The sequence below is a fragment of the Actinomadura violacea genome, assembly GCF_017573465.1.
In the GTDB taxonomy this organism is placed as follows: domain Bacteria; phylum Actinomycetota; class Actinomycetes; order Streptosporangiales; family Streptosporangiaceae; genus Spirillospora; species Spirillospora violacea.
The window spans coordinates 32,500-51,484 of record NZ_JAGEPF010000002.1 but is presented as its reverse complement, the minus strand read 5'-3'; the positions used below and the strand labels follow the sequence as shown (position 1 = coordinate 51,484).

The window sequence follows — 18,985 nt, the reverse complement described above, 5'->3', positions numbered from 1 at the left end:
CGGTCAGTGCTTCGGCTCGAGGTCCAGGGACTTGATGATGCGGTCCACCGTCTCCTCCGGGGAGTCGGTGATGGGGACGGTCAGGACGTGCTCGTCCGGGGCGGGGCGCTCCAGGTCGGCGAACTGGCTGTCCAGCAGGCCGGCGCCGAAGAAGTGCCCGTGCCGCCGGCGCATCCGCTCGGCGATGACGTCGCGGTCGCCGTCCAGCAGCACGGTCCGGACGGCGGGCCGGCCGCCCGCCAGCTCGTCGCGGTAGGCGCGCTTGAGCGCCGAGCACGTCACGACGCCGGGCCGCCCGGAGCTCAGCCGGTCGTCGATCCAGGCGGCGATCGCGCGCAGCCAGGGGGCGCGGTCGGCGTCGGTGAGCGGATGGCCGGCCCGCATCTTGGCGATGTTCGCCGCGGAGTGGAACGCGTCGGCCTCCGCGTAGTCCCAGCCGAGCCGCTCGGCGAGCATGCCGCCGACGGTGGTCTTGCCGCTGCCGGACACGCCGGCGATCAGGATGATCTGGGGTTCGGGGGGGTTGCTCACGGTTCAGTCGCTCACGACCGGGTCGCCGGTGAGGGTGACGCCCTCGCGTCCGAGCTCGTCCAGGGCCCGGTCGACGGTGGTCTTGGCGACGCCCGCCGTCAGGTCCAGCAGGACGGTGGTGCGCAGCCCGGCGCGGGCGGCGTCGACGGCGGTGGCGCGGACGCAGTGGTCGGTCGCGATGCCGACGATGTCGACGGCGTCGACGCCGCGGGACGCGAGCCAGTCCGCGAGCGGCACGTCGTCGTCGGAGACGCCCTCGAAGCCGCTGTAGGCGGCGGTCTCGCGGCCCTTGCCGAACACCGCCTCGATCGGGGCGAGCGCCAGGTTCGGGTGGAAGTCGGCGCCGGGCGTGCCGATCACGCAGTGCGGGGGCCAGGTGTCGACGAAGTCGGGACGATCGGAGAAGTGGTCGCCGGGGTCGAGGTGGAAGTCGCGGGTCGCGACGATGTGCGCGTAGCCGCCGCCCCGCTCGGCGACGTGCCCGGAGATGGCCGTGGCCACACCCGCGCCTCCGCCGACGGCGAGCGAGCCGCCCTCGCAGAAGTCGTTCTGCACGTCCACGATGATCAGAGCCTTCTTGCCCACGACCGCTCCTCTGCCGGTTTCTCCCCGCTGTCGACGCTACCCCAGCGCCCCGGGCGCTCCCGCGCCCGTCCGCCGGTCAGGCGCGCGGGCCGCCCTCGACGAACTCGGTCGGCACGGCCGGCTCGCCCTTGGACAGCTGCAGCGCCGTCGCCGGGAGCTCCGCCACCGCGCGGACGTGCCGGTCGCGGGCGTCGCGCAGCGACTCGCGCCCGACGATCTCGCCGTCGCGCACCAGCGGGACGAGCAGCGCGCGGTCGCGCCGCCCCGGCGCGGTCTCCCCGATCGACACCGTCTCGGCGTAGGCGGTGCCGTGCGCGTCGATGCGCCGGACGGCGCTCTTGCGGCCGCCGCGGCTGGGCTTGCCGGCCGAGCGCTTGGCGACGGGCCGCATGGGCGCGTCCTCGTCCGCGCCGTCGGTGCGGGCGACGAGCTTGTAGACGAGCGAGGCGGTCGGCGCGCCCGATCCCGTGACCAGGGACGTCCCCACGCCGTAGCCGTCCACGGGCGCGGCGGCGAGCGCGGCGATGCCGTACTCGTCGAGGTCGCCGGTCACCACGATCCGGGTGTCGCGGGCGCCCAGCGAGTCGAGCTGCTCGCGGACGCGGCGGGCCATCACGCCGAGGTCGCCGCTGTCGATGCGGACGGCGCCGAGGGACGGCCCGGCGAGCTCCACGGCCGTCCGGACGGCCCGCTCGACGTCGTAGGTGTCGACGAGCAGCGTCGTCCCGCCGCCGAGGGACGCCAGCTGCGCCTCGAACGCGTGCCGCTCGCTGTCGTGCAGCAGCGTGAACGAGTGCGCGCTCGTCCCGGCGGTGGGCACGCCGTAGAGGCGGCCCGCCTCCAGGTTCGACGTGGTGGTGAACCCGGCGATGTAGGCGGCGCGGGCGGCGGCGACGGCGGCGCGCTCGTGGGTGCGGCGCGACCCCATCTCGATGATCGGCCGGTCCTGTGCGGCCTGCACCATCCGGGACGCGGCCGACGCGATCGCGCAGTCGTGGTTGAGGATCGACAAGGCGACGGTCTCCAGCAGCACCGCTTCGGCGAACGTCCCCTCGACCACCAGGATCGGCGATTCCGGGAAGTAGCAGTCGCCTTCGGCGTAGCCCCACACGTTCCCGGAGAAGCGGTACTTCTCCAGCCACTGCGCCGTGGGGTCGTCGACGATCCCGTTGGCGGTGAGGAACTCCAGCTCCGCGGTGTCGAACCGGAACGCCTCGATCGCGTCCAGCAGCCGCCCGACGCCCGCGACGACGCCGTAGCGGCGCCCTGCGGGCAGGCTGCGCGCGAACACCTCGAACACCGCGCGCCGCCCGGCCGTGCCGCTGCGCAGCGCGGCCTGCAGCATCGTCAGCTCGTACCGGTCCGTGAGCAGGGCGGTTCCGTCGTCAACGTCCACAGGTGGAACCCTAAGGCCAGGTGCGGGCACCATGGAGGTGCGGGCCGCCGCACCCGGCGGAGATCACACCGGGGACGGTGGAGATCGCCCCGGACGGCGCGAAGGCGCATAGCATCGGGTGCGGTGGGCGGACCGACAACGCGGCGGAAGGGGGAGACGCGGCCGATGAGCGTCACGAGCAGGGCGAGCACGCCGAGCGGAGTGAGGTCATGAGCACGGCGCCCGCGCCCGTCGAGTTGGAGCGGCCCGACGTCGAGGAGGACGTCCGCGCGGACCGGCCTTGGCTGGCGATCGTCTGGAACGACCCGATCAACCTGATGTCGTACGTCACGTACGTGTTCCAGGCCGTCTTCGGGTATCCCAAGAGCAAGGCCGAGAAGCTGATGCTGGACGTCCACCACAAGGGCCGCGCCGTCGTGGCCAAGGGCACCCGCGAGGAGATGGAGCGGGACGTCGAGATCCTGCACTCCTACGGGCTGTGGGCCACCGTCAAGCGGGACGACTGATCCCGACGGGCTCTGCGGGGCGCGGGGGCGGACGTCCCCCCTCGGGAGCCACCGAAGCCTTTCTGGGCGGAGCGATCCGATGAGCAACGTGAAGAAGACCCGCGAGGGCGTCGCCGTGCGGCTGGAGCCGGAGGAGGCGGCGCTGGTCCGGGCGCTGATGGAGCAGCTGGTCACGCTCCTCGGGGACGTCCCGGGCGGGGACGGCGAGCTGGCCTCGCTGGGCATCGCCGAGGACGCCGTCAAGCCGGACGACCCGGTGCTGGCGCGGCTGTTCCCCGACGCCTACCGCGAGGACGGCGAGGCGGCGGGGGAGTTCCGCCGCTACACCGAGATGGGGCTGCGGGACGGCAAGCGCGAGGCGGCCCGGACGGTGCTGGACGGGCTGAAGGGCGCGGCCGGGAAGATCGTCCTCGACCAGGAGCAGGCGCAGATCTGGCTGCGGGCGCTGAACGACGTCCGGCTGGCGCTCGGCACGCGGCTGGACATCAGCGAGGAGTGGTACGAGGAGGCCGAGCGGCTCGATCCGCGTGATCCGCGGACGGCGATGTTCGCCGCGTACGACTGGCTGACGATGCTGCAGGAGGGGCTCGTCCGCGCGCTCTGGTAGCGGGTCCCGTCCGCACCTGGCCAGGGCGATATCACCGAATGTCCGGATGCGGACGCGGTGCGTGGTGTCAACTGGAGCCGAGGGGACGCCGCCGAGGCCGAGGAGGTCCGATGACCGCCTATCCGGGCGGGCCGCCGGAGTGCGCGGACGCCGCCCCGGCCGCCGCCGTCCGGCCGGGTGACCGGCGGGACGCGCTGGTGCACCGGGCGATCCCGTACGGGTGGCCGCGCGAGCTGGCGCTGACCGCCGTCCCGTTCCTGCGGGGCGGGTGGCGCGCGGGCGACGCCGTCGTCGTGATCGCCTCCGAGCCGGTCCGGGTGACGCTGCGCGAGGAGCTCGGCGTGGAGGTCTGCGCGGGGATCGAGTTCATCGACTCCGGCGAGTGGTTCGGCGGCCCGATGCGGGCGCTCGCCGGGTACCACGACCGGATGCGCGCCGACTGGTGGCCGCGCGGGCGGCTGCGGCTGCTCGCCGAGCCGGTGTGGGACGGGCTGTCGCCGCTGGAGACGCGCGAGTGGCAGCGGCACGAGTCGCTGCTGAACGTGGTGTTCGCCGGCACCCCCACCGCGATCATGTGCGCGTACGACGCGGTGGCGCTGCCCCCGGACGTGCTGGAGGCGATGGCCCGCACGCATCCCGAGCTGGCCGGCCCGGACGGGCCGCGGCCGAGCCCCCGGTTCACCGACCCGGCCGAGTTCTACGCCGAGTGCAACGCGGGCGCGCTGCCGCCGCCCCCGGACGCCGCCGCGCACCGCACGTTCGGGCCGGGCGGGCTGCCGTCGCTGCGCGCGTTCCTCACCGTGGAGGCGATGCGGCTCGGTTTGCCGGAGAGCCGGACGCTGCCGTTCGTGCTGGCCGCCAACGAGGTCGCCACCCTGATCATCCGGACCGGCGGCGGGTGCGGCTCGGCGCGGCTGTGGACGCGTGAGGGCGAGCTGGTCTGCGAGGTGGCCGACCCCGGCCGCGCGCTCGCCGACCGGTTCCTCGGCTACGCCCCGCCGCGCGGCCCTGGCCCGGCCGCGGGCCCGGACGGGCGGGACGCCGACGGCGCGATGTGGGCGGTGCGGCGGCTCTGCCGGCTCGTGCAGATCCGCTCCGGCACCGGCGGCACCCGGATCCGCATGCACGTCGGCCTCGACGGCGGGTGAGGGGCGCGCGGGCCGGGGCGGTAGCCTTCGGGGCATGCTGACGATCGAGCGTGCCCTCGTCGAGAAGATCGTCGCGCATGCGCGCGCCGACCACCCGGACGAGGCGTGCGGCATCATCGCCGGCCCGATCGGGTCGGACCGGCCCGTCCGGTACGTCGCGATGACCAACGCCGAGCGGTCGCCGACCTTCTACCGGTTCGACTCGCAGGAGCAGTTGAAGCTGTGGCGCGAGATGGACGACCGGGACGAGGAGCCGGTGGTGATCTACCACTCGCACACCGCGACCGAGGCGTACCCGTCCCGCACCGACATCTCCTACGCCTCCGAGCCGAACGCGCACTACGTGCTCGTGTCCACCCGCGACGAGAGCACCGAGGAGTTCCGGTCGTACCGGATCGTCGACGGCGAGGTGACCGAGGAAGAGGTCCGGATCGTCGACGCCTACGGCGCCTGACCGCCGGGCCTGATCGCGGGGGTGCGGAGCGCCGATGGCGGCGGGGAACGGCGGGGACGCGGCCGGTAAACTGGTCGACATGTGGACGAGCGGGGACGTGACGGGCGTGCGGCGCCGCGTCCCGTGTTTCGCGGTGCCACCCGTACAGAGCTTCCTGTTCGGGCATTCGCGCGCCGAGGTCGTCTACGACTGTTCGCCGACGCGCTGATCCTGCCCGGAATTCCCCCGCTGCCCGCCCGGTTGTGACGCAGAGGGCGGGGAGCCCCGTACGACCTAAGGAGATCATCGCGATGGCGATCGAGGTCCGGATCCCGACGATCCTGCGCAACCTCACCGACGGCGCCAAGGCCGTCGAGGGCAAGGGCGGCACGCTCGACGAGCTGTTCGCCGACCTGGACACCCGGCACCCGGGGCTGCGCGCCCGGCTGGTGGACGACAAGGGCCTGCGCAAGTTCGTCAACGTCTACCTCAACGACGAGGACGTGCGCTTCCTCGGCGGCCTGGAGACCGCGGTCTCCGACGGCGACGGCGTGACGATCCTGCCGGCCGTCGCCGGCGGCTGAGCCGGGCTGGACGAGCTCACATGCGATTCGACTCGCTGCTGGACTCGCTCGGCGGCACCCCGCTGGTCGGGCTGCCGCGGCTGTCGCCGAGCGAGGACGTCCGGCTCTGGGCCAAGCTCGAGGACCGCAACCCGACCGGGTCGGTGAAGGACCGTCCCGCCTTCTACATGATCGAGAAGGCGGAGAAGGACGGGCTGCTCACGCCCGGCTGCACGATCCTGGAGCCGACGTCCGGCAACACCGGCATCTCCCTCGCCATGGTCGCCAAGCTGCGCGGCTACCGGATGGTGTGCGTGATGCCGGAGAACACCTCGGCGGAGCGCCGCCAGCTGCTGGAGATGTGGGGCGCGCGGATCATCTCCTCGCCCGCCGCGGGCGGGTCGAACGAGGCCGTCCGGGTGGCGAAGGGCCTGGCGGCCGAGAATCCCGACTGGGTGATGCTGTACCAGTACGGGAACGAGGCCAACGCGCTGGCGCACTACGAGACGACGGGCCCGGAGATCCTCGCGGACCTGCCGTCGGTGACGCACTTCGTCGCGGGCCTCGGGACGACCGGCACGCTGATGGGCGTCGGCCGCTACCTGCGCGAGCAGGTGCCGGACGTGAAGATCGTCGCGGCGGAGCCGCGGTACGGCGAGCTGGTGTACGGGCTGCGCAACATCGACGAGGGCTTCATCCCCGAGCTGTACGACGATTCCGTCCTGACGACGCGGTTCTCCGTCGGGTCGCGGGACGCGCTGCGCCGCACCCGCGAGCTGCTGGAGCAGGAGGGCATCTTCGCGGGCATCTCGACCGGCGGCGCGCTGCACGCCGCGATCGGCATGGCGGCCAAGGCGGTGAAGGCGGGCGAGCGCGCCGACATCGTGTTCGTCGTCGCCGACGGCGGCTGGAAGTACCTGTCCACCGGCGCGTACGGCGGCACCCTGGAGGAGGCCGAGGCGCACCTCGAAGGCCAGCTCTGGGCCTAGCGCCTGCGTCTCAAAACGACCCGTGCCCGGCCCGGCGAGCGTGATCCCGGCCACGGCGCGTTTCCCGACCGGCACGGTACAGTTCATACTCGAACGTGATTCTAGAACCGTGCCGGCCGGGTGGACGCCCGCCGGCCGGACGGGGAGCAGGCGATGAGCGGGTTCGAGGCGGCCACCGCGGTGAAGCGGATCGGCGAAGGCCGGTACGAGGTCGACCTGGACGGCGACTTCGGCTTCGCCGAGGCGCTGAACGGCGGCTACCTGATGGCCGTCCTCGACCGCGCCGCCGTCGACGCCTCCCCGCACGAGCACCCCGTCTCCACGGCGGCGACGTTCCTGCGGCCCGCCAAGCCCGGCCGCGCCGAGCTGGTCGTCGACGCCCGCAAGACCGGGCGGACCGCCGCGACCTCGCTGGTCAGCCTCGTGCAGGGCGACCGTCCCGTGGTGGAAGCGCTGATCACCACCGGCACCCTCACCGGCGCCGCCGAGCCCGTGTTCGCCGGGCCCGCGCCGGCCGTCGACGTCCCGCCGCTCGAGGAGTGCACCAGCATGCTCCCCGACGAGGGCACCGAGGGCTTCGCCGGGCAGGTCGACATGCGCTTCGACCGCTCCACCATGGGCTGGCTGGACGGGAACCCGAGCGGCCGCCCGGAGGTCCGCGCCTGGTTCCGGCTCCGCGACGACTACGGCCCCGACGCCTTCTCGCTCGCGCTCGCCGTCGACGCGCTCCCGCCCGTCGCGCTCAACCTCGGCTCCAAGGGCTGGGCGCCGACCGTCGAGCTCACCTGGCACATGCGCGCCGTCCCGGCGCCCGGCTGGCTCGCGGTGCACGGCACCGGCCGGCTGCTGTCGGACGGCTGGTTCGACGAGGAGGTCGAGGTCTGGGACTCCGCCGGGCGCCTCGTCGCGCAGAGCCGGCAGATCGCCCGCGTCGGCACCGGCGCGAAGAAGTGACCGGCGCCGAGAAGTGACCCGTGCGACGCACGCGACCGGCGTTTCGCGCACCGGGCGACGGGATCACGCGCGCATCCCGTGAACTGGAGCGTTTTCCAACAGGTGACGGTGTGATGTCCAACGCATGACGCACCTGTCCGGGGGTAAGTCGCCTAGCCTGTAGGACCATGTCAGCGACCGGTGACCTCGATGCGATGCAGCCCTCCTCCGGTGGCCGGTCGGACCTTCCGATCGGGATCTTCGACAGCGGGTTCGGGGGCCTCACCGTGGCCCGCGCGATCCTCGACCAGCTGCCGAACGAGCCGATCGTCTACCTCGGCGACTCGGCCCGCCAGCCGTACGGGCCGCGCCCCATCGCCGAGGTCCGCGCGTTCGCGCTGGAGATGCTCGACCGGCTCGTCGACGAGGGCGTGAAGATGCTGGTGATCGCCTGCAACAGCGCCAGCTCGGCGATGCTGCGCGACGCCCGCGAGCGCTACGACGTCCCGGTCGTCGAGGTGATCAACCCGGCGACCCGGCGCGCGGCCCGCGCCACCTCCACCGGGCGGGTCGGGCTGATCGCCACCAACGCCACCGTCACCAGCCGCGCCTACGACGACGCGTTCGCCGCCGCCCCGCACATCGAGCTGGTCAGCGCGGCGTGCCCGCGGTTCGTCGAGTTCGTCGAGGCGGGCGTGACGATGGGCCCGGACCTGCTGGACGCGGCGCGCGGCTACCTGCGGCCGATCGTGGACGCGGGCTGCGACACCCTCATCCTCGGCTGCACGCATTACCCACTGCTGACCGGCGTCATCTCGTATGTCGTCGGCGACGGGGTCACACTGGTGTCGAGCGCCGACGAGACCGCCAAGGACGTGTATCGAGTGCTGCACGACCAGGGGCTGGCCCGCGACGAGGGGAGGCCCCGGCCACGGCACCGGTTCCGCGCGACCGGTGACCCCGGGGTGTTCGCCGAGCTCGGCCGGCGCTTCCTCGGGCCGGAGATCGACGCGGTGGAGACCGCGCCCGAATCCGTCCTGAACAAGGCTCTGACCACCTGATTCCTCGGGGACACAAGAGGAGGAGTGAGCGTGCGGGTCACAGTGATCGGCTGCTCCGGCAGTTTCCCGGGGCCGGACAGCCCCGCGTCCAGCTACCTGGTCGAGGCGGACGGGTTCTCGCTGCTCGTCGACATCGGCAACGGTGCGATCGGGACCCTCCAGCGTTTCCACGACGTGCTGGACATCGATGCGATCTGCATCTCGCATCTGCACCCCGACCACTGCCTGGACCTCACCGTCTACTGGATCGCGAGGACGTACTGCCCGTACGGCCGCGCCCCGCGCATCCCGGTGTACGGCCCGCCCGGGACCGCCGAGCACATGATCAAGGCGTACGAGCTCGCGCCGAACCCGGAGATGGACGACACGTTCGACTTCCGGACGCTCGGCCCCGGCCGGCTGGAGATCGGCCCGTTCGCCGTGACGACTGCGCTGATGAACCATCCGGTCGAGACGTACGGGATGCGGATCGAGCACGGCGGCAGCGTGCTGGCCTACTCGGGGGACAGCGGGCACAGCGACGCGCTCGTGGAGCTGGCGCGCGGCTCCGACCTGTTCCTGTGCGAGGCGGCGTTCGCGCAGCGGCCGGGCCTGCCGCCGGACATGCACCTGACGGGCCGGGAGGCGGGCGAGCATGCGGAGCGGGCGGGCGCGGGCCGGCTGGTCCTGACGCACCTGCTGCCGTGGAACGACCCGGCGCAGACCCTCGCGGAGGCCAAGGACAGCGGTTTCGGCGGCCCGATCGAGCTCGCCGAGGTCGGCGCCGTGTACGACCTCTGACGCGGCGCCGGAACGCGCCCGTGACTGTGCACGAACGCACAGTCGCGACAGTTCGGGCGTGAGAGCATGACCGCGGACGTCTGAACCGGTGGGTCGCGGGGCGCACCGGACCGACTCGCGGGAGTGGTCGTGAGCGACGGGGCACGCCGGGCAGAAGAGGGGGCCGCGGGGCCGGGCGCCCGGGTCCCCCGGCTGGAACTGATCCTTTTCGCGGAGAGCAGGGACGGGTTCGTCGTCCTGGCGGAGGGCGGGGAGATCGTCCCGCTGCGGCTGCCGGCGGAGCGGCGCGGCGGCCGGGACGCCGGGGACGGCCTCGGCGCCCTCGTCGCGCGGGCGGCCAAGGAGCGGTTCGGCCTCGACGTCGACCACCTCGGCCTGCTGGCGGCCGAGCCGGGCCCGCGCCGCCCGCGGCTGACCGTCGGCGCCGTGGCGCGCGGCGCGCAGGACTTCGGACGGGTCGGGGCGCGCAGCCGTGTCCTGTCGATGGCGGACCTCGAAGCGCGCCGCGGCGAGGTCCGCGACGCCGACCTGTTCGCCGCCGCGCACGGCTGGTACCGCGCGTCGGCGGTGGCGCGGGACCTGCCGGTCCGGATCCGGCGCGCGGTCGACAGGTCGCTGCTCTACCTGGAGAACCACCGCTCCATCGAGGACGGCCGGTGGGGCTGGAACCTGTACATGGACGGCCATTCCCTCGGCCTGCTGTCCACCGCGGAGGGCATCCTCGCGCACCTGCACGCCGGGGTGACCGGCGACGAGCTGAGCAGGCCGGTGGCGTCGCTGGTCGACATGCAGAACCCGGACGGCGGATGGCAGGTCCGCAAGTCGCTCGTCGGAGCGCAGTCCGACCAGTCGGTGACCGAGAGCACCTGCGCCGTCCTGTGGGCGCTGCACGGCGTCGGGCGCAGCAGCTCCGACCCGGTCATCGCCGACGGGCTGGCGTGGCTGGAGTCGCTCCAGCACGACGGCGGATGGCCGTCCGCCGCGCCCCTGGACGGCGCCGCGCCTGAACTGCGGGTGTTCCCGACGACCTGCGCCGTCCGCACCCTGGCCCGGTACGGGCGCGGCGACGCCGCCAAGGGGGTGGCGTGGCTGCGGGCCGCACAGAACGACGACGGCGGCTGGGGATCCCGGCCCGCCGTGGCGGGGCAGACGCAGGCGTCATCGGCGACGCACACCGCCTACACCGTCATCGCCCTGCTCACCGCCGGGGTCGCGGCGACCGACCCGGCCGTCGGGCGGGCCGTCGCGTACCTGCGCGCGTCCTTCGACCCGGCCAAGGACGAACCGTGGGAGAGCTCGCAGGACCACTCGCTGATCAACCCGGCGACCTCCGCCCGCCTGGAGTTCCGGCATTTCGCGACGCCGTGGGTGCTCGCCGCGCTCGCCATGGCGGGCACCGGCCTCGACGACCCGGTCGTCCTGACCGGCACCGACCGGCTCCTCGCGCTGCAGGACCCGGAGGGGACCTGGCGCTCGTCCCTCACCGGCGGGGCGCGCGCGATGTGGGCGACGCACGACGCCCTCTACGCGCTCCGGGCCGTCTCCGACACGCTGCGGGAGAACGTGGAGCCCGTCGTCGTGGACCCGTACCGGTCGAGGGAGCGCATCGCGCTGGAGCACTGCGCGGCGGAGCTGCTGGCCGGCGACGACCGGGCGCCCGGGGCCGGCGCGCGGCGGTGGTGGCAGACGGCGTGGCTGTCGGTCCTGACCGTCGTCGTGGCCCTCGTCACCCTGGACCGGCTCGCCGTCTTCGACGACCTGACCTCGGCGAAGGCGGGCAAGGCCGGGGCCTGGGCCGTGACCGCCGTCGTCACCCTGCTGGTGGCGGTGGCGCCGAACGTCGTCGGGGAGGAGTATCGGGTCTGGCGGAGCCGGCGCGGCGGCCGGCGTCCGGGAGGCTGAGTGATCGTGTCGGAGTCGCAGCCGCCCCCCGGCGGCGCATGGCAGGCGCAGGCCGCGGTGGCGCTCGGCTGCGCCCGGTCGGCGGGCGCCTACCTGCGGTCCCAGTTCGGGACGGCGTCGCCGCGCCGCTACCAGGGCGACCACGACGTCCAGCTCGCCGCCGACGTCGAGGCGCAGCGGCGGATCGTCACCGGGCTCACCGAGCGGTTCCCCGGGTACGGGGTCCTCGCCGAGGAGGGGCCGGTCCGGCGGTGGCCGGACGCCGAGCACGTCTGGCTGGTCGACCCGCTCGACGGCACCAACAACTTCGGGTACGGCATCGCGCACTGCGCGATCTCGATCTCCCTCTTCCGGCGGCGGCGTCCCGTCCTCGCGCTCGTCGTCGACCCGCTCCTGCGGCGCGAGTTCGTCGCCGTGGAACCGCCCTCCGGGGAGCGGCCCGCCGCGCCGCCCGGTCCGTGCGTCCCGCTGCGCAGGTCCACGATCTCCCTGGTCACGAACTACTCGGCGGCCGGACGCGTCTGGGGCGACCGGATGAGCGAGGCGCTCAGCGGCAAGTGCAAGCGGGTCACGTCCCTGTGGGCGCCCGCGCTGGACCTCGCGCTGGTGTCCTGCGGGCAGCTCGACGGCATGATCTGCCACGAGGGCGACCTGCTTGACGTCGGCGGCGGAACGCTGCTCGTCCGCGCCGCCGGCGGGCACGTCCTGGACCTGTCGGGCGCACCGTTCCAGGCGCACGGGTCGATGTACCGGCGGCCGGTGTCGTTCGTCGCCGCCCGCGACGAGCGGCTGGCCCGCGAGCTCCTGGAGTACGCGACGGCCGTGGAGGGTTAGGCGGGCCGCTCTGCGGCGGCTCAGGCGGGCAGCGGGACCGCCAGCTCGTCGACGAGCTGCTCGAGCAACCGCCGCAGCGAGCCGTCGGAGAACCCCGCCCGGTGCAGTTCCTCGCCCGCTTCGAGCCGGTCCTCGGCGAACACCAGGACCGGCGTCCCCGCCTGGTGCGGCCCCTGGAGCACCAGGCTCACCGTGAGCCGCCCGGGGACGTTCGACACGCGGTGAAGCACGTCCGACGCCAGCGTGTACGACGTCCCCGGTCCCAGGTGGGCGTCGAAGGAGCAGGTGAGGCCGCGCGGCCCGAGCGGCTCCAGCGAGTACTCCGCCGCCCCGCGCTCCGAGGCGTACCCGTAGGTGTGGAAGTCCGGGCCGTCCGGGTCGGGGACGAACTCCTGGAACCGGTAGCCGCCGAGGAGGAGCACCGAGGAGAAGTCCCAGCGGTGGTTGTGGACGTTCTCGACCCGCGTCTCGCGCACGTTGTCCCGCCAGACGTGCAGCCGCAGCTGGCACCCGGCGTCCGCCAGCAGGACGAGCTTGTCGAAGCCGTTCGGGTGCCGGTACGAGGCGGCCAGCATCTCCGCCATCCACCGCTCGTCGCCCAGCGCGGCGCACAGCAGCCGGCGGGTGGCGCGCGGCGCGGCGAACGGCGCCAGCGCGGCGCGCAGCCGGTCCGCGCCCGTGCCGGTGCCGGTGCCGGTGCCGGCGGGCCCGAGTGCCGCCGACAGCCGGCTCGACAGCTCACCGAGCGTCATGGCGCCTCCCGGGAACGAGGCCACGGGTCAGCCGAGCGCGATCGCGGCGTTGGAGAACGCGGGTTCCGTGGTCACCTCGCGGTCGATGACGAGGAAGTCGGGCAGGGTGTACGGCTCCTCCAGGCTGGCGACCTGGAGCTCCAGCAGATGGCAGGCGCGCGCCGCGGGCCGCCGGATGTCGTCCAGCTCGAACAGCAGGCCGTCCCAGCGGAAGCAGCGCCGGACCTTGGCGACGACCTCGCGCCGGGGGTCCCGGTCCGCGCGCAGCCGCGCGTACTCCGCCGCGTCCAGCGCGCTCTCCTCGACCTCCCGCACCCCGTCCGACAGCCGGCGCAGCCGCGCCAGCCGGTGGTCGGCGCGGCCGTCCCGGACGCCGCGGCGGATCCGGACCTGCTCGCCGCCCGCCACCCTCAGGTAGACCTGCTCGTACTCGATGACGTCGGCCCCCGCCAGCACCGGATGCGACCAGTCGGGCGTCTCGCCGAGCAGGAACTTTCGTTCGATCTCTATGGGCATCAGTCCACGCCGCTCACTCACCGGGGATCTTCTCCCAGACCAACCCATCGGGGGTCGGGTGTCAACATGCGGTGAGATACGTGTGACCGCGGGCGGGCACTAGGGTGGTGCGCATGGCACGCCCCGATGATCGCGCACCCGACCAGCTCCGGCCCGTCCGCATCCAGCGCGGCTGGCTCGACCACGCGGAGGGGTCGGTGCTCGTCGAGTTCGGCCGCACCCGCGTGCTGTGCGCGGCGTCCGTGCAGGACTCGGTGCCGCGCTGGCGCCGCGACTCCGGGCTCGGCTGGGTCACCGCCGAGTACGCGATGCTGCCGCGCGCCACCAACACCCGCAACGACCGCGAGTCCATCAAGGGCCGGGTCGGCGGCCGCACGCACGAGATCTCCCGGCTGATCGGCCGGTCCGTCCGGGCCTGCCTGGACTTCAAGGCGCTCGGCGAGAACACCGTCCAGCTCGACTGCGACGTGCTGCAGGCCGACGGCGGCACCCGCACCGCCGCGATCACCGGCGCGTACGTCGCGCTCGCCGACGCGGTGTCGTGGATGCGCGAGCGCAAGATGCTGCGCGGGAACCCGCTGGTCACCTCGGTCTCCGCGGTCAGCGTCGGCGTCGTCGCGGGCGAGGCCCGGCTCGACCTGTGCTACGAGGAGGACTCCGCCGCCGGCACCGACATGAACGTGGTGTGCACCGGCGACGGCAGGTTCGTCGAGGTGCAGGGCACCGCCGAGGGCGCCCCCTTCGACCGCGCCGAGCTGGACGCGCTGCTCGACCTCGCCGCGGGCGGCTGCGCCGACCTGACCCGGCTGCAGGACGAGGCGCTGGGCAAGGAGAAGCTGGCCCCGTGACGAGGATCGTGCTGGCGACCCGCAACGCGGGCAAGATCGTCGAGCTGGAGCGGATCCTCGACGGCATCGACGTGGCGGGCCTCGCGGAGTTCCCGGACGCCCCCGAGGTGCCCGAGACCGAGCCGACGTTCGAGGGCAACGCGCTGCTGAAGGCCCGCGCGATCGCCGCGCACACCGGCCTGCCCGCCGTCGCCGACGACTCCGGCCTGTGCGTCGACGCGCTGAACGGCATGCCGGGCGTGCTGTCGGCCCGCTGGTCCGGACGGTTCGGCGACGCCACCGGCGACAAGGACGGCGCGAACCTGCGGCTCGTCCTCGACCAGCTCGCCGACGTCCGCGACGGCCTGCGCGGCGCCGCGTTCGTGTGCGCGGCGGCGCTGGTCGTCCCGGCGAACGGCGACCGCAGCGCCGTCGAGCACACCGTCGAGGGCCGGATGCGCGGCACCATCGTCCGGGACCCGCGCGGCACCGGCGGCTTCGGCTACGACCCGGTCTTCCTGCCGGACGGCGAGACCCGCACCACCGCGGAGATGGCGCCGGAGGAGAAGGACGCGATCAGCCACCGCGGCAAGGCGTTCCGCGCGCTGGCCGGGCTGCTGCCCGACGCGCTCGCCGCCGCCGGCCGCCTCTAGATCGGGACGGTTCGTCCGCGCCGGTCGACGCCGCCGGGAAATTTCTCCGGCCCGATGACAACCTGATCGTCCCCGGCGGGGGTTCTCAAGGGTGTACGGACACCGTCCCCTCGAGGAGCAACATGATCGACAAGGGTCGCATCCGCCGCGGGCCGCTGCTCGCGCTGGCCGGCGTGGCCGGCGCGGGCGCGCTCGCCGCCGGGATCTGGGCGTCGGCCGACTCCGGCTCGTCACCGCAGGTCAGGCCGGTGGCGGAGCGGAACGCGCTGGCGCCCACCGCGAGCCCGGCCCCGGTGCCGCCCGCGCGGCCGTGCGCGTCGGCGCGGCCGTCCACCCGCACCCCGGAGCCGGCGCCGCCGAAGAAGGCGCGGCCGGCCTCCCCGCCCGGCGGGAAGGTCGTGTCGCCGCGTCCGGTGCCGCCGGGCGGGAAGGTCGTGACGCCGCGCCCAACGGTGTCCCCGACCAAGGCGCGGCCGGTGCCGTCCCCGTCGAAGGCGCGGCCGGTGCCGTCGCCGACGCACTGCGGTTCGCGGCCGGGCGTCCCGGTCCCGTCCAGGACGGCGTCGCCGCGGCCGATGCCGCCCGGCGCGAAGATCCCGCGGCCGGTGCCGTCCGAGCCGCCGGTGAAGCCGTCGCCCGTCCCCTCGCCGCCCCGGAGGTAGCCGCCTGTCCACCATGAGCGCCCAGGAGATCCGCGGGGCGGAGATCACGTTCGACGAGTTCGTGACCGCCACCGCGGGCCGGCTGCTGCGCACCGCCGTGTTCCTCGTCTACGACCGGCACCTCGCCGAGGACCTGCTGCAGGTCGCCTACGAGCGGGTCGCCCGGAAGTGGAAGCGGGTGTCGGGCGGCAACCCGGAGGCGTACGCCCGCCGGGTGCTGGTCAACCTCGCCATCGACGAGAACAGGCGGCGGGCGCGCCGCCGCGACACTCCGGTCGGGACGGTGGCGGACGTGGAGCGCCTCGCCGGGCCGCCCCCGGCCGCGGGGGTCGCCGGGGGAGACCTGGACGAGGTGCTCCGCGCGCTGCCCGCCAAGCAGCGCGCGGTGGTCGTGCTGCGCTACTGGTGCGACCTCGGGGAACAGGAGATCGCCGACACCCTCGGGATCTCCCGGGGGACGGTGAAGAGCCACACCGCGCGGGCCATGGCGGCGCTGCGGGAGCACATGAAGGAGGGCCGGGCGTGAACGACGAGCTCGAAGCCCTGCTGCGCGACCACTACCGGGCGGCCGCCGACCACGTCACCGCGGACCCGGGCACGGTCCGCAGGTTCCAGGACGCGGGCCGCTCCGCGGTGCCGGAACCGCGCAGCCGCTGGCGGTGGGCGTTCCCGGCGCTCGCGGCGGCGGTGACCGCGGCGGTGCTGGTGACGATCGCGATGTTCCTGTGGCCGGGCGGCGGGCGGCCCGCGACGCCGCGGCCGATGGGACCGCCCGCCTCCCCGTCCGTCCCGGGGCCGGAGCTGCCGACGGAACCGCCGACGGCCCGCCCGTCGCCCGCGCCGACGCGCGGAACCGGAGGACGCGTCACCCCGCCCGGCCGGAGCACGCCCGAGCCGTCGCGCACCACGCGCATGCCGGGGACCGCCACGCCGATGCCGGGCGGCAAGGCCCCGAGGCCGACGACCTCGCCGGTCCCGGGCGGCCGGCCGCCGGCCGCCGTGTCCCCGACGCCGAGCTGACGCAGTGACGGCGGCCCCGCCGGCGGACGGATCAGGCGGGGTCGCCGAAGCAGAGGCCGGGGAGGGTGCCCCAGCCGACCGTCTCCAGGACGGCGCGCATGTCCGGCGGCGTCCGGTCCAGGACGACGGGCGCGCCGCACGCGCGGCTCCACGCCGCGTCGCCGAGCAGCGCGATCCCGCCGAGGTCGATGAAGTCGAGCCCGCCGAGGTCGAGGTGGAACTCGCGGTCGGGCGGCAGCTCGGCCAGCGCGGTCTCCAGCGCGCGGGCGAGCACGGCGTGCCGGGCGGCGTCCAGCTCGCCGATCAGCGCCAGACCGGCGGGCTCGTCCGTGCGGACGATCCTCAGCGGTTCCACCGGGCTACCTGATGTGCAGCCGGACGAACGTGCCGTCCCAGCCGGCGCGCAGCTCCACCAGGTCGACCAGCAGCCGCACCGTCCACAGCCCGAAGCCGCGCTGCAGCGCCGAGCGGGGCGGGATGAAGCCGGTGAGGGCGTCCGGCGCGGGGCGCCACAGCCCGTTGTCGCCGATCTCGCAGAGCAGCTCCGGGCCGTCCCGCCAGATCCACATCCCGACGGGCGGCAGGCCGTGCTGCACCGCGTTCGCCGCGACCTCGTTCACCGCGGTGACGAGGTTCTGCGCGGGCCGCTGGGCGAGGCCGTGCAGCAGCGCCCGCTCGGCGACGAACGAGCGCAGCGCGTGCAGGTCGGCGTCGTCGACCGCGAAGTACTCGGCGTCGTCGGGGCGGGTGAAGCGGCGGTGCCGGTCGCAGTTCGCGCCGAACGCCGCCGGCGCGACGTAGGCGTCGCTGGCCAGGGGGGGCCCGTCGGTCACCACCATCGGGTGGGTGCGCCGCGCCTCGTCGACGATCCGCGGCGGCAGCGTCTCGCTGTCGTAGGGGCACAGCGCGCGCGCCCCGGACTCCTTGAACACCTCGTTGATCAGCGACTCGTAGCGGATCCACTCCAGCGTCTGCCGCTCGTCCCAGCCCGTCCACACCGGCTCGGCCAGCGCGCACACGGGGCGCGGCGCGAAGTCGTTCACCAGGGCCTGGTAGTCGCGCAGGGTCCGGACGGGATGCCGGTAGAACCCGGCCGCGTCCACCCACTCGATCCCGGCGCCGTCGCCGAACAGGTCGTGCAGCGCCGACAGGTTGGCCCGGCGGGCGACCGCGACAACGGCCTCGCCCGCCTCCAGCCCGGACCGCAGGAACGGCTCGGTCACCGCCAGGAAATGGTCCATCCCGCCGTACACGAACGCCCTGTGCTCCAGCGGCCTGCGCTTCGGCGCCCCGTCCTCCACGCTCATCAGGCGATGCCTTCCGTCTCGGTGAACGCGCGTTCCCGGCCGCGCTCGAGACCGGGCAGCCGGTGCCAGCCGACCATCTCGATGACGTTCTCCACGTCGGGCGGCAGGTGGTCCAGGACCAGCGCCTCGTCGGCCGGCAGCACGGTCGCCTGCTGCGCCAGCAGGTTCAGCCCGCCGAGGTCGATGAAGCCGAGGTCGGTGAAGTCGAGGTGGACGCGCCGCCGGGCCAGGCACACCTGGGCCAGCTGCTCGGCGAACACCTGGTGCCGGGCGGCGTCCAGCTCGCCCTCGACCCGCAGCCCGTTCGGCTCGAACGTGCGGCTGATCTTCAGGATCCCGTCGTCGAATTCGGGGTTCACTTCCACGAGCACCTCATGCGTGTCGCGCAGGGCGGCGAGCTCGTCGGGCGGGCAGGCGCGCCGGTCGATCTGGCAGATCGCCATCGCCATCGTGCTGGGCGACACCGCGTTGCCGACCCCGTCCTCGCAGCCGAGCATCTCGGCGAGGTCGGAGCGGCCCGGCGCGCTGATCAGGCGGCTGTAGTCGGTGGTGAACCGGGCGGCCCGGAAGCCCTGGCCGAACGCCGCGTCCACCTCCCGGCCGATCGTCTCCAGCATCTTGCCCGGCGCGAAGCCGCCCCGCCGGTCGAGGCAGGCGTCCCGGCGGGAGATGATCCGCAGCTGGCCCGTCCTGCCGAGGGCCTCCACGTCCACGCGGTGCCGCGCGCCGAGGCCGGGCAGCAGCTCGGCCGGGGCGTCGGTCACGTAGACGACCTTCTCGTTGGTGTCGAGCCCCTCCCGGACGAAGGGGCCGATGACGCTGTCGCGCTCCTCGGGACCGCTGTAGGCCAGCCAGCTGTGATCGCCTGGCCGGATGTCTTTGACGGGTCGCTTGGCGAACCAGGGTGTCTCCATGGCCTGCCCATCGAGGTCGGTTCGGATTCGTTCAGCGTACGCCTCATGGAGGTTCTCGGAAGCCCA

General features: G+C 74.2%; 25 protein-coding genes. 17 read left to right on the top strand and 8 right to left on the bottom strand.

Annotation, left to right across the window (positions count from 1 at the left end; genetic code table 11):
• Nucleotides 1-3 precede the first annotated feature (3 nt).
• The 3 genes from J4709_RS02550 to J4709_RS02540 all read right to left on the bottom strand — a co-directional run bounded on the left by J4709_RS02550 (nucleotide 4) and on the right by J4709_RS02540 (nucleotide 2,512).
• A complete protein-coding gene (locus tag J4709_RS02550; protein WP_208236442.1) occupies nucleotides 4-531 on the bottom strand; it encodes a gluconokinase in 528 nt (175 codons plus the stop codon).
• A gap of 3 nt (nucleotides 532-534) precedes the next feature.
• Nucleotides 535-1,116 carry an isochorismatase family protein gene (locus J4709_RS02545; protein ID WP_208236440.1) on the bottom strand — a complete coding sequence of 194 codons (582 nt, stop codon included), beginning with the start codon at nucleotides 1,114-1,116 and terminating at the stop codon, nucleotides 535-537.
• 76 nt (nucleotides 1,117-1,192) lie between these two features.
• Complete coding sequence (locus tag J4709_RS02540; protein ID WP_307800889.1) at nucleotides 1,193-2,512, bottom strand: nicotinate phosphoribosyltransferase; 1,320 nt, start codon at nucleotides 2,510-2,512, stop codon at nucleotides 1,193-1,195.
• Nucleotides 2,513-2,721: 209 nt separating this feature from the next.
• Here J4709_RS02540 and clpS point away from each other — a divergent pair, with 209 nt between their 5' ends.
• The 12 genes from clpS to J4709_RS02480 all read left to right on the top strand — a co-directional run bounded on the left by clpS (nucleotide 2,722) and on the right by J4709_RS02480 (nucleotide 12,268).
• On the top strand, nucleotides 2,722-3,018 hold the full coding sequence (gene clpS / locus J4709_RS02535; protein WP_208236436.1) for an ATP-dependent Clp protease adapter ClpS: 297 nt from the start codon (nucleotides 2,722-2,724) through the stop codon (nucleotides 3,016-3,018).
• A gap of 79 nt (nucleotides 3,019-3,097) precedes the next feature.
• The gene (locus J4709_RS02530; protein WP_208236434.1) at nucleotides 3,098-3,625 is read left to right on the top strand and encodes a DUF2017 domain-containing protein; all 528 of its coding nucleotides are present in this window, start codon (nucleotides 3,098-3,100) and stop codon (nucleotides 3,623-3,625) included.
• Nucleotides 3,626-3,735: 110 nt separating this feature from the next.
• Nucleotides 3,736-4,773 (top strand): anti-sigma factor RsbA family regulatory protein, encoded by a 1,038-nt coding sequence (locus tag J4709_RS02525; RefSeq protein ID WP_208236432.1) that lies wholly within the window; start codon nucleotides 3,736-3,738, stop codon nucleotides 4,771-4,773.
• A 34-nt stretch (nucleotides 4,774-4,807) separates the two neighbouring features.
• The gene (locus tag J4709_RS02520) at nucleotides 4,808-5,227 is read left to right on the top strand and encodes a M67 family metallopeptidase (RefSeq protein WP_173099061.1); all 420 of its coding nucleotides are present in this window, start codon (nucleotides 4,808-4,810) and stop codon (nucleotides 5,225-5,227) included.
• 34 nt (nucleotides 5,228-5,261) lie between these two features.
• Entirely contained in the window at nucleotides 5,262-5,435 is a 174-nt protein-coding gene (locus J4709_RS02515; RefSeq protein ID WP_208236430.1) for a hypothetical protein, read from the top strand.
• Nucleotides 5,436-5,517: 82 nt separating this feature from the next.
• The gene (locus J4709_RS02510; protein WP_208236428.1) at nucleotides 5,518-5,790 is read left to right on the top strand and encodes a MoaD/ThiS family protein; all 273 of its coding nucleotides are present in this window, start codon (nucleotides 5,518-5,520) and stop codon (nucleotides 5,788-5,790) included.
• Nucleotides 5,791-5,810: 20 nt separating this feature from the next.
• Nucleotides 5,811-6,758, top strand: a complete 948-nt coding sequence (locus J4709_RS02505) for a PLP-dependent cysteine synthase family protein (RefSeq protein WP_208236426.1) — start codon at nucleotides 5,811-5,813, stop codon at nucleotides 6,756-6,758.
• Between the two features lie 153 nt (nucleotides 6,759-6,911).
• Nucleotides 6,912-7,712: a thioesterase family protein gene (locus J4709_RS02500; RefSeq protein ID WP_208236424.1), complete on the top strand. Its 801-nt coding sequence runs from the start codon at nucleotides 6,912-6,914 to the stop codon at nucleotides 7,710-7,712.
• Nucleotides 7,713-7,879: 167 nt separating this feature from the next.
• Nucleotides 7,880-8,752: a glutamate racemase gene (gene murI / locus J4709_RS02495; RefSeq protein ID WP_232382880.1), complete on the top strand. Its 873-nt coding sequence runs from the start codon at nucleotides 7,880-7,882 to the stop codon at nucleotides 8,750-8,752.
• Between the two features lie 30 nt (nucleotides 8,753-8,782).
• The gene (locus tag J4709_RS02490; RefSeq protein ID WP_208236422.1) at nucleotides 8,783-9,532 is read left to right on the top strand and encodes an MBL fold metallo-hydrolase; all 750 of its coding nucleotides are present in this window, start codon (nucleotides 8,783-8,785) and stop codon (nucleotides 9,530-9,532) included.
• Nucleotides 9,533-9,661: 129 nt separating this feature from the next.
• Entirely contained in the window at nucleotides 9,662-11,434 is a 1,773-nt protein-coding gene (locus J4709_RS55375) for a prenyltransferase/squalene oxidase repeat-containing protein (RefSeq protein ID WP_208236420.1), read from the top strand.
• Nucleotides 11,435-12,268 carry an inositol monophosphatase family protein gene (locus J4709_RS02480; protein ID WP_208236419.1) on the top strand — a complete coding sequence of 278 codons (834 nt, stop codon included), beginning with the start codon at nucleotides 11,435-11,437 and terminating at the stop codon, nucleotides 12,266-12,268.
• Between the two features lie 20 nt (nucleotides 12,269-12,288).
• Here J4709_RS02480 and J4709_RS02475 read toward each other — a convergent pair whose 3' ends face one another.
• Both J4709_RS02475 and J4709_RS02470 read right to left on the bottom strand, forming a co-directional pair.
• The gene (locus tag J4709_RS02475) at nucleotides 12,289-13,020 is read right to left on the bottom strand and encodes a hypothetical protein (RefSeq protein ID WP_208236417.1); all 732 of its coding nucleotides are present in this window, start codon (nucleotides 13,018-13,020) and stop codon (nucleotides 12,289-12,291) included.
• A gap of 27 nt (nucleotides 13,021-13,047) precedes the next feature.
• Nucleotides 13,048-13,557 carry a CYTH domain-containing protein gene (locus tag J4709_RS02470; RefSeq protein ID WP_208236415.1) on the bottom strand — a complete coding sequence of 170 codons (510 nt, stop codon included), beginning with the start codon at nucleotides 13,555-13,557 and terminating at the stop codon, nucleotides 13,048-13,050.
• Between the two features lie 92 nt (nucleotides 13,558-13,649).
• Between J4709_RS02470 and rph the strand changes: the two genes are divergently transcribed.
• The 5 genes from rph to J4709_RS02445 all read left to right on the top strand — a co-directional run bounded on the left by rph (nucleotide 13,650) and on the right by J4709_RS02445 (nucleotide 16,698).
• Nucleotides 13,650-14,384, top strand: a complete 735-nt coding sequence (rph, locus tag J4709_RS02465; RefSeq protein ID WP_208236414.1) for a ribonuclease PH — start codon at nucleotides 13,650-13,652, stop codon at nucleotides 14,382-14,384.
• A complete protein-coding gene (gene rdgB, locus J4709_RS02460) occupies nucleotides 14,381-15,016 on the top strand; it encodes an RdgB/HAM1 family non-canonical purine NTP pyrophosphatase (protein ID WP_208236412.1) in 636 nt (211 codons plus the stop codon). Before rph ends, rdgB begins: the two co-directional genes overlap by 4 nt.
• Nucleotides 15,017-15,138: 122 nt before the next feature.
• Nucleotides 15,139-15,678: a hypothetical protein gene (locus J4709_RS54445; protein ID WP_208236410.1), complete on the top strand. Its 540-nt coding sequence runs from the start codon at nucleotides 15,139-15,141 to the stop codon at nucleotides 15,676-15,678.
• Between the two features lie 13 nt (nucleotides 15,679-15,691).
• Nucleotides 15,692-16,204, top strand: coding sequence for a SigE family RNA polymerase sigma factor (locus J4709_RS02450; RefSeq protein WP_208236408.1), 513 nt, complete (start codon nucleotides 15,692-15,694; stop codon nucleotides 16,202-16,204).
• A complete protein-coding gene (locus J4709_RS02445) occupies nucleotides 16,201-16,698 on the top strand; it encodes a hypothetical protein (protein ID WP_208236406.1) in 498 nt (165 codons plus the stop codon). Before J4709_RS02450 ends, J4709_RS02445 begins: the two co-directional genes overlap by 4 nt.
• A 31-nt stretch (nucleotides 16,699-16,729) precedes the next feature.
• Here J4709_RS02445 and J4709_RS02440 read toward each other — a convergent pair whose 3' ends face one another.
• From J4709_RS02440 to J4709_RS02430, 3 genes are read right to left on the bottom strand one after another with little or no spacing between them, the layout of a single operon-like run.
• The gene (locus tag J4709_RS02440) at nucleotides 16,730-17,053 is read right to left on the bottom strand and encodes an STAS domain-containing protein (RefSeq protein ID WP_208236405.1); all 324 of its coding nucleotides are present in this window, start codon (nucleotides 17,051-17,053) and stop codon (nucleotides 16,730-16,732) included.
• Between the two features lie 4 nt (nucleotides 17,054-17,057).
• The gene (locus J4709_RS02435; RefSeq protein WP_208236403.1) at nucleotides 17,058-18,005 is read right to left on the bottom strand and encodes an anti-sigma factor RsbA family regulatory protein; all 948 of its coding nucleotides are present in this window, start codon (nucleotides 18,003-18,005) and stop codon (nucleotides 17,058-17,060) included.
• Complete coding sequence (locus J4709_RS02430; protein ID WP_208236401.1) at nucleotides 18,005-18,919, bottom strand: MEDS and STAS domain-containing protein; 915 nt, start codon at nucleotides 18,917-18,919, stop codon at nucleotides 18,005-18,007. The genes J4709_RS02435 and J4709_RS02430 overlap by 1 nt, the downstream gene beginning before the upstream one ends.
• Nucleotides 18,920-18,985 lie beyond the last annotated feature (66 nt).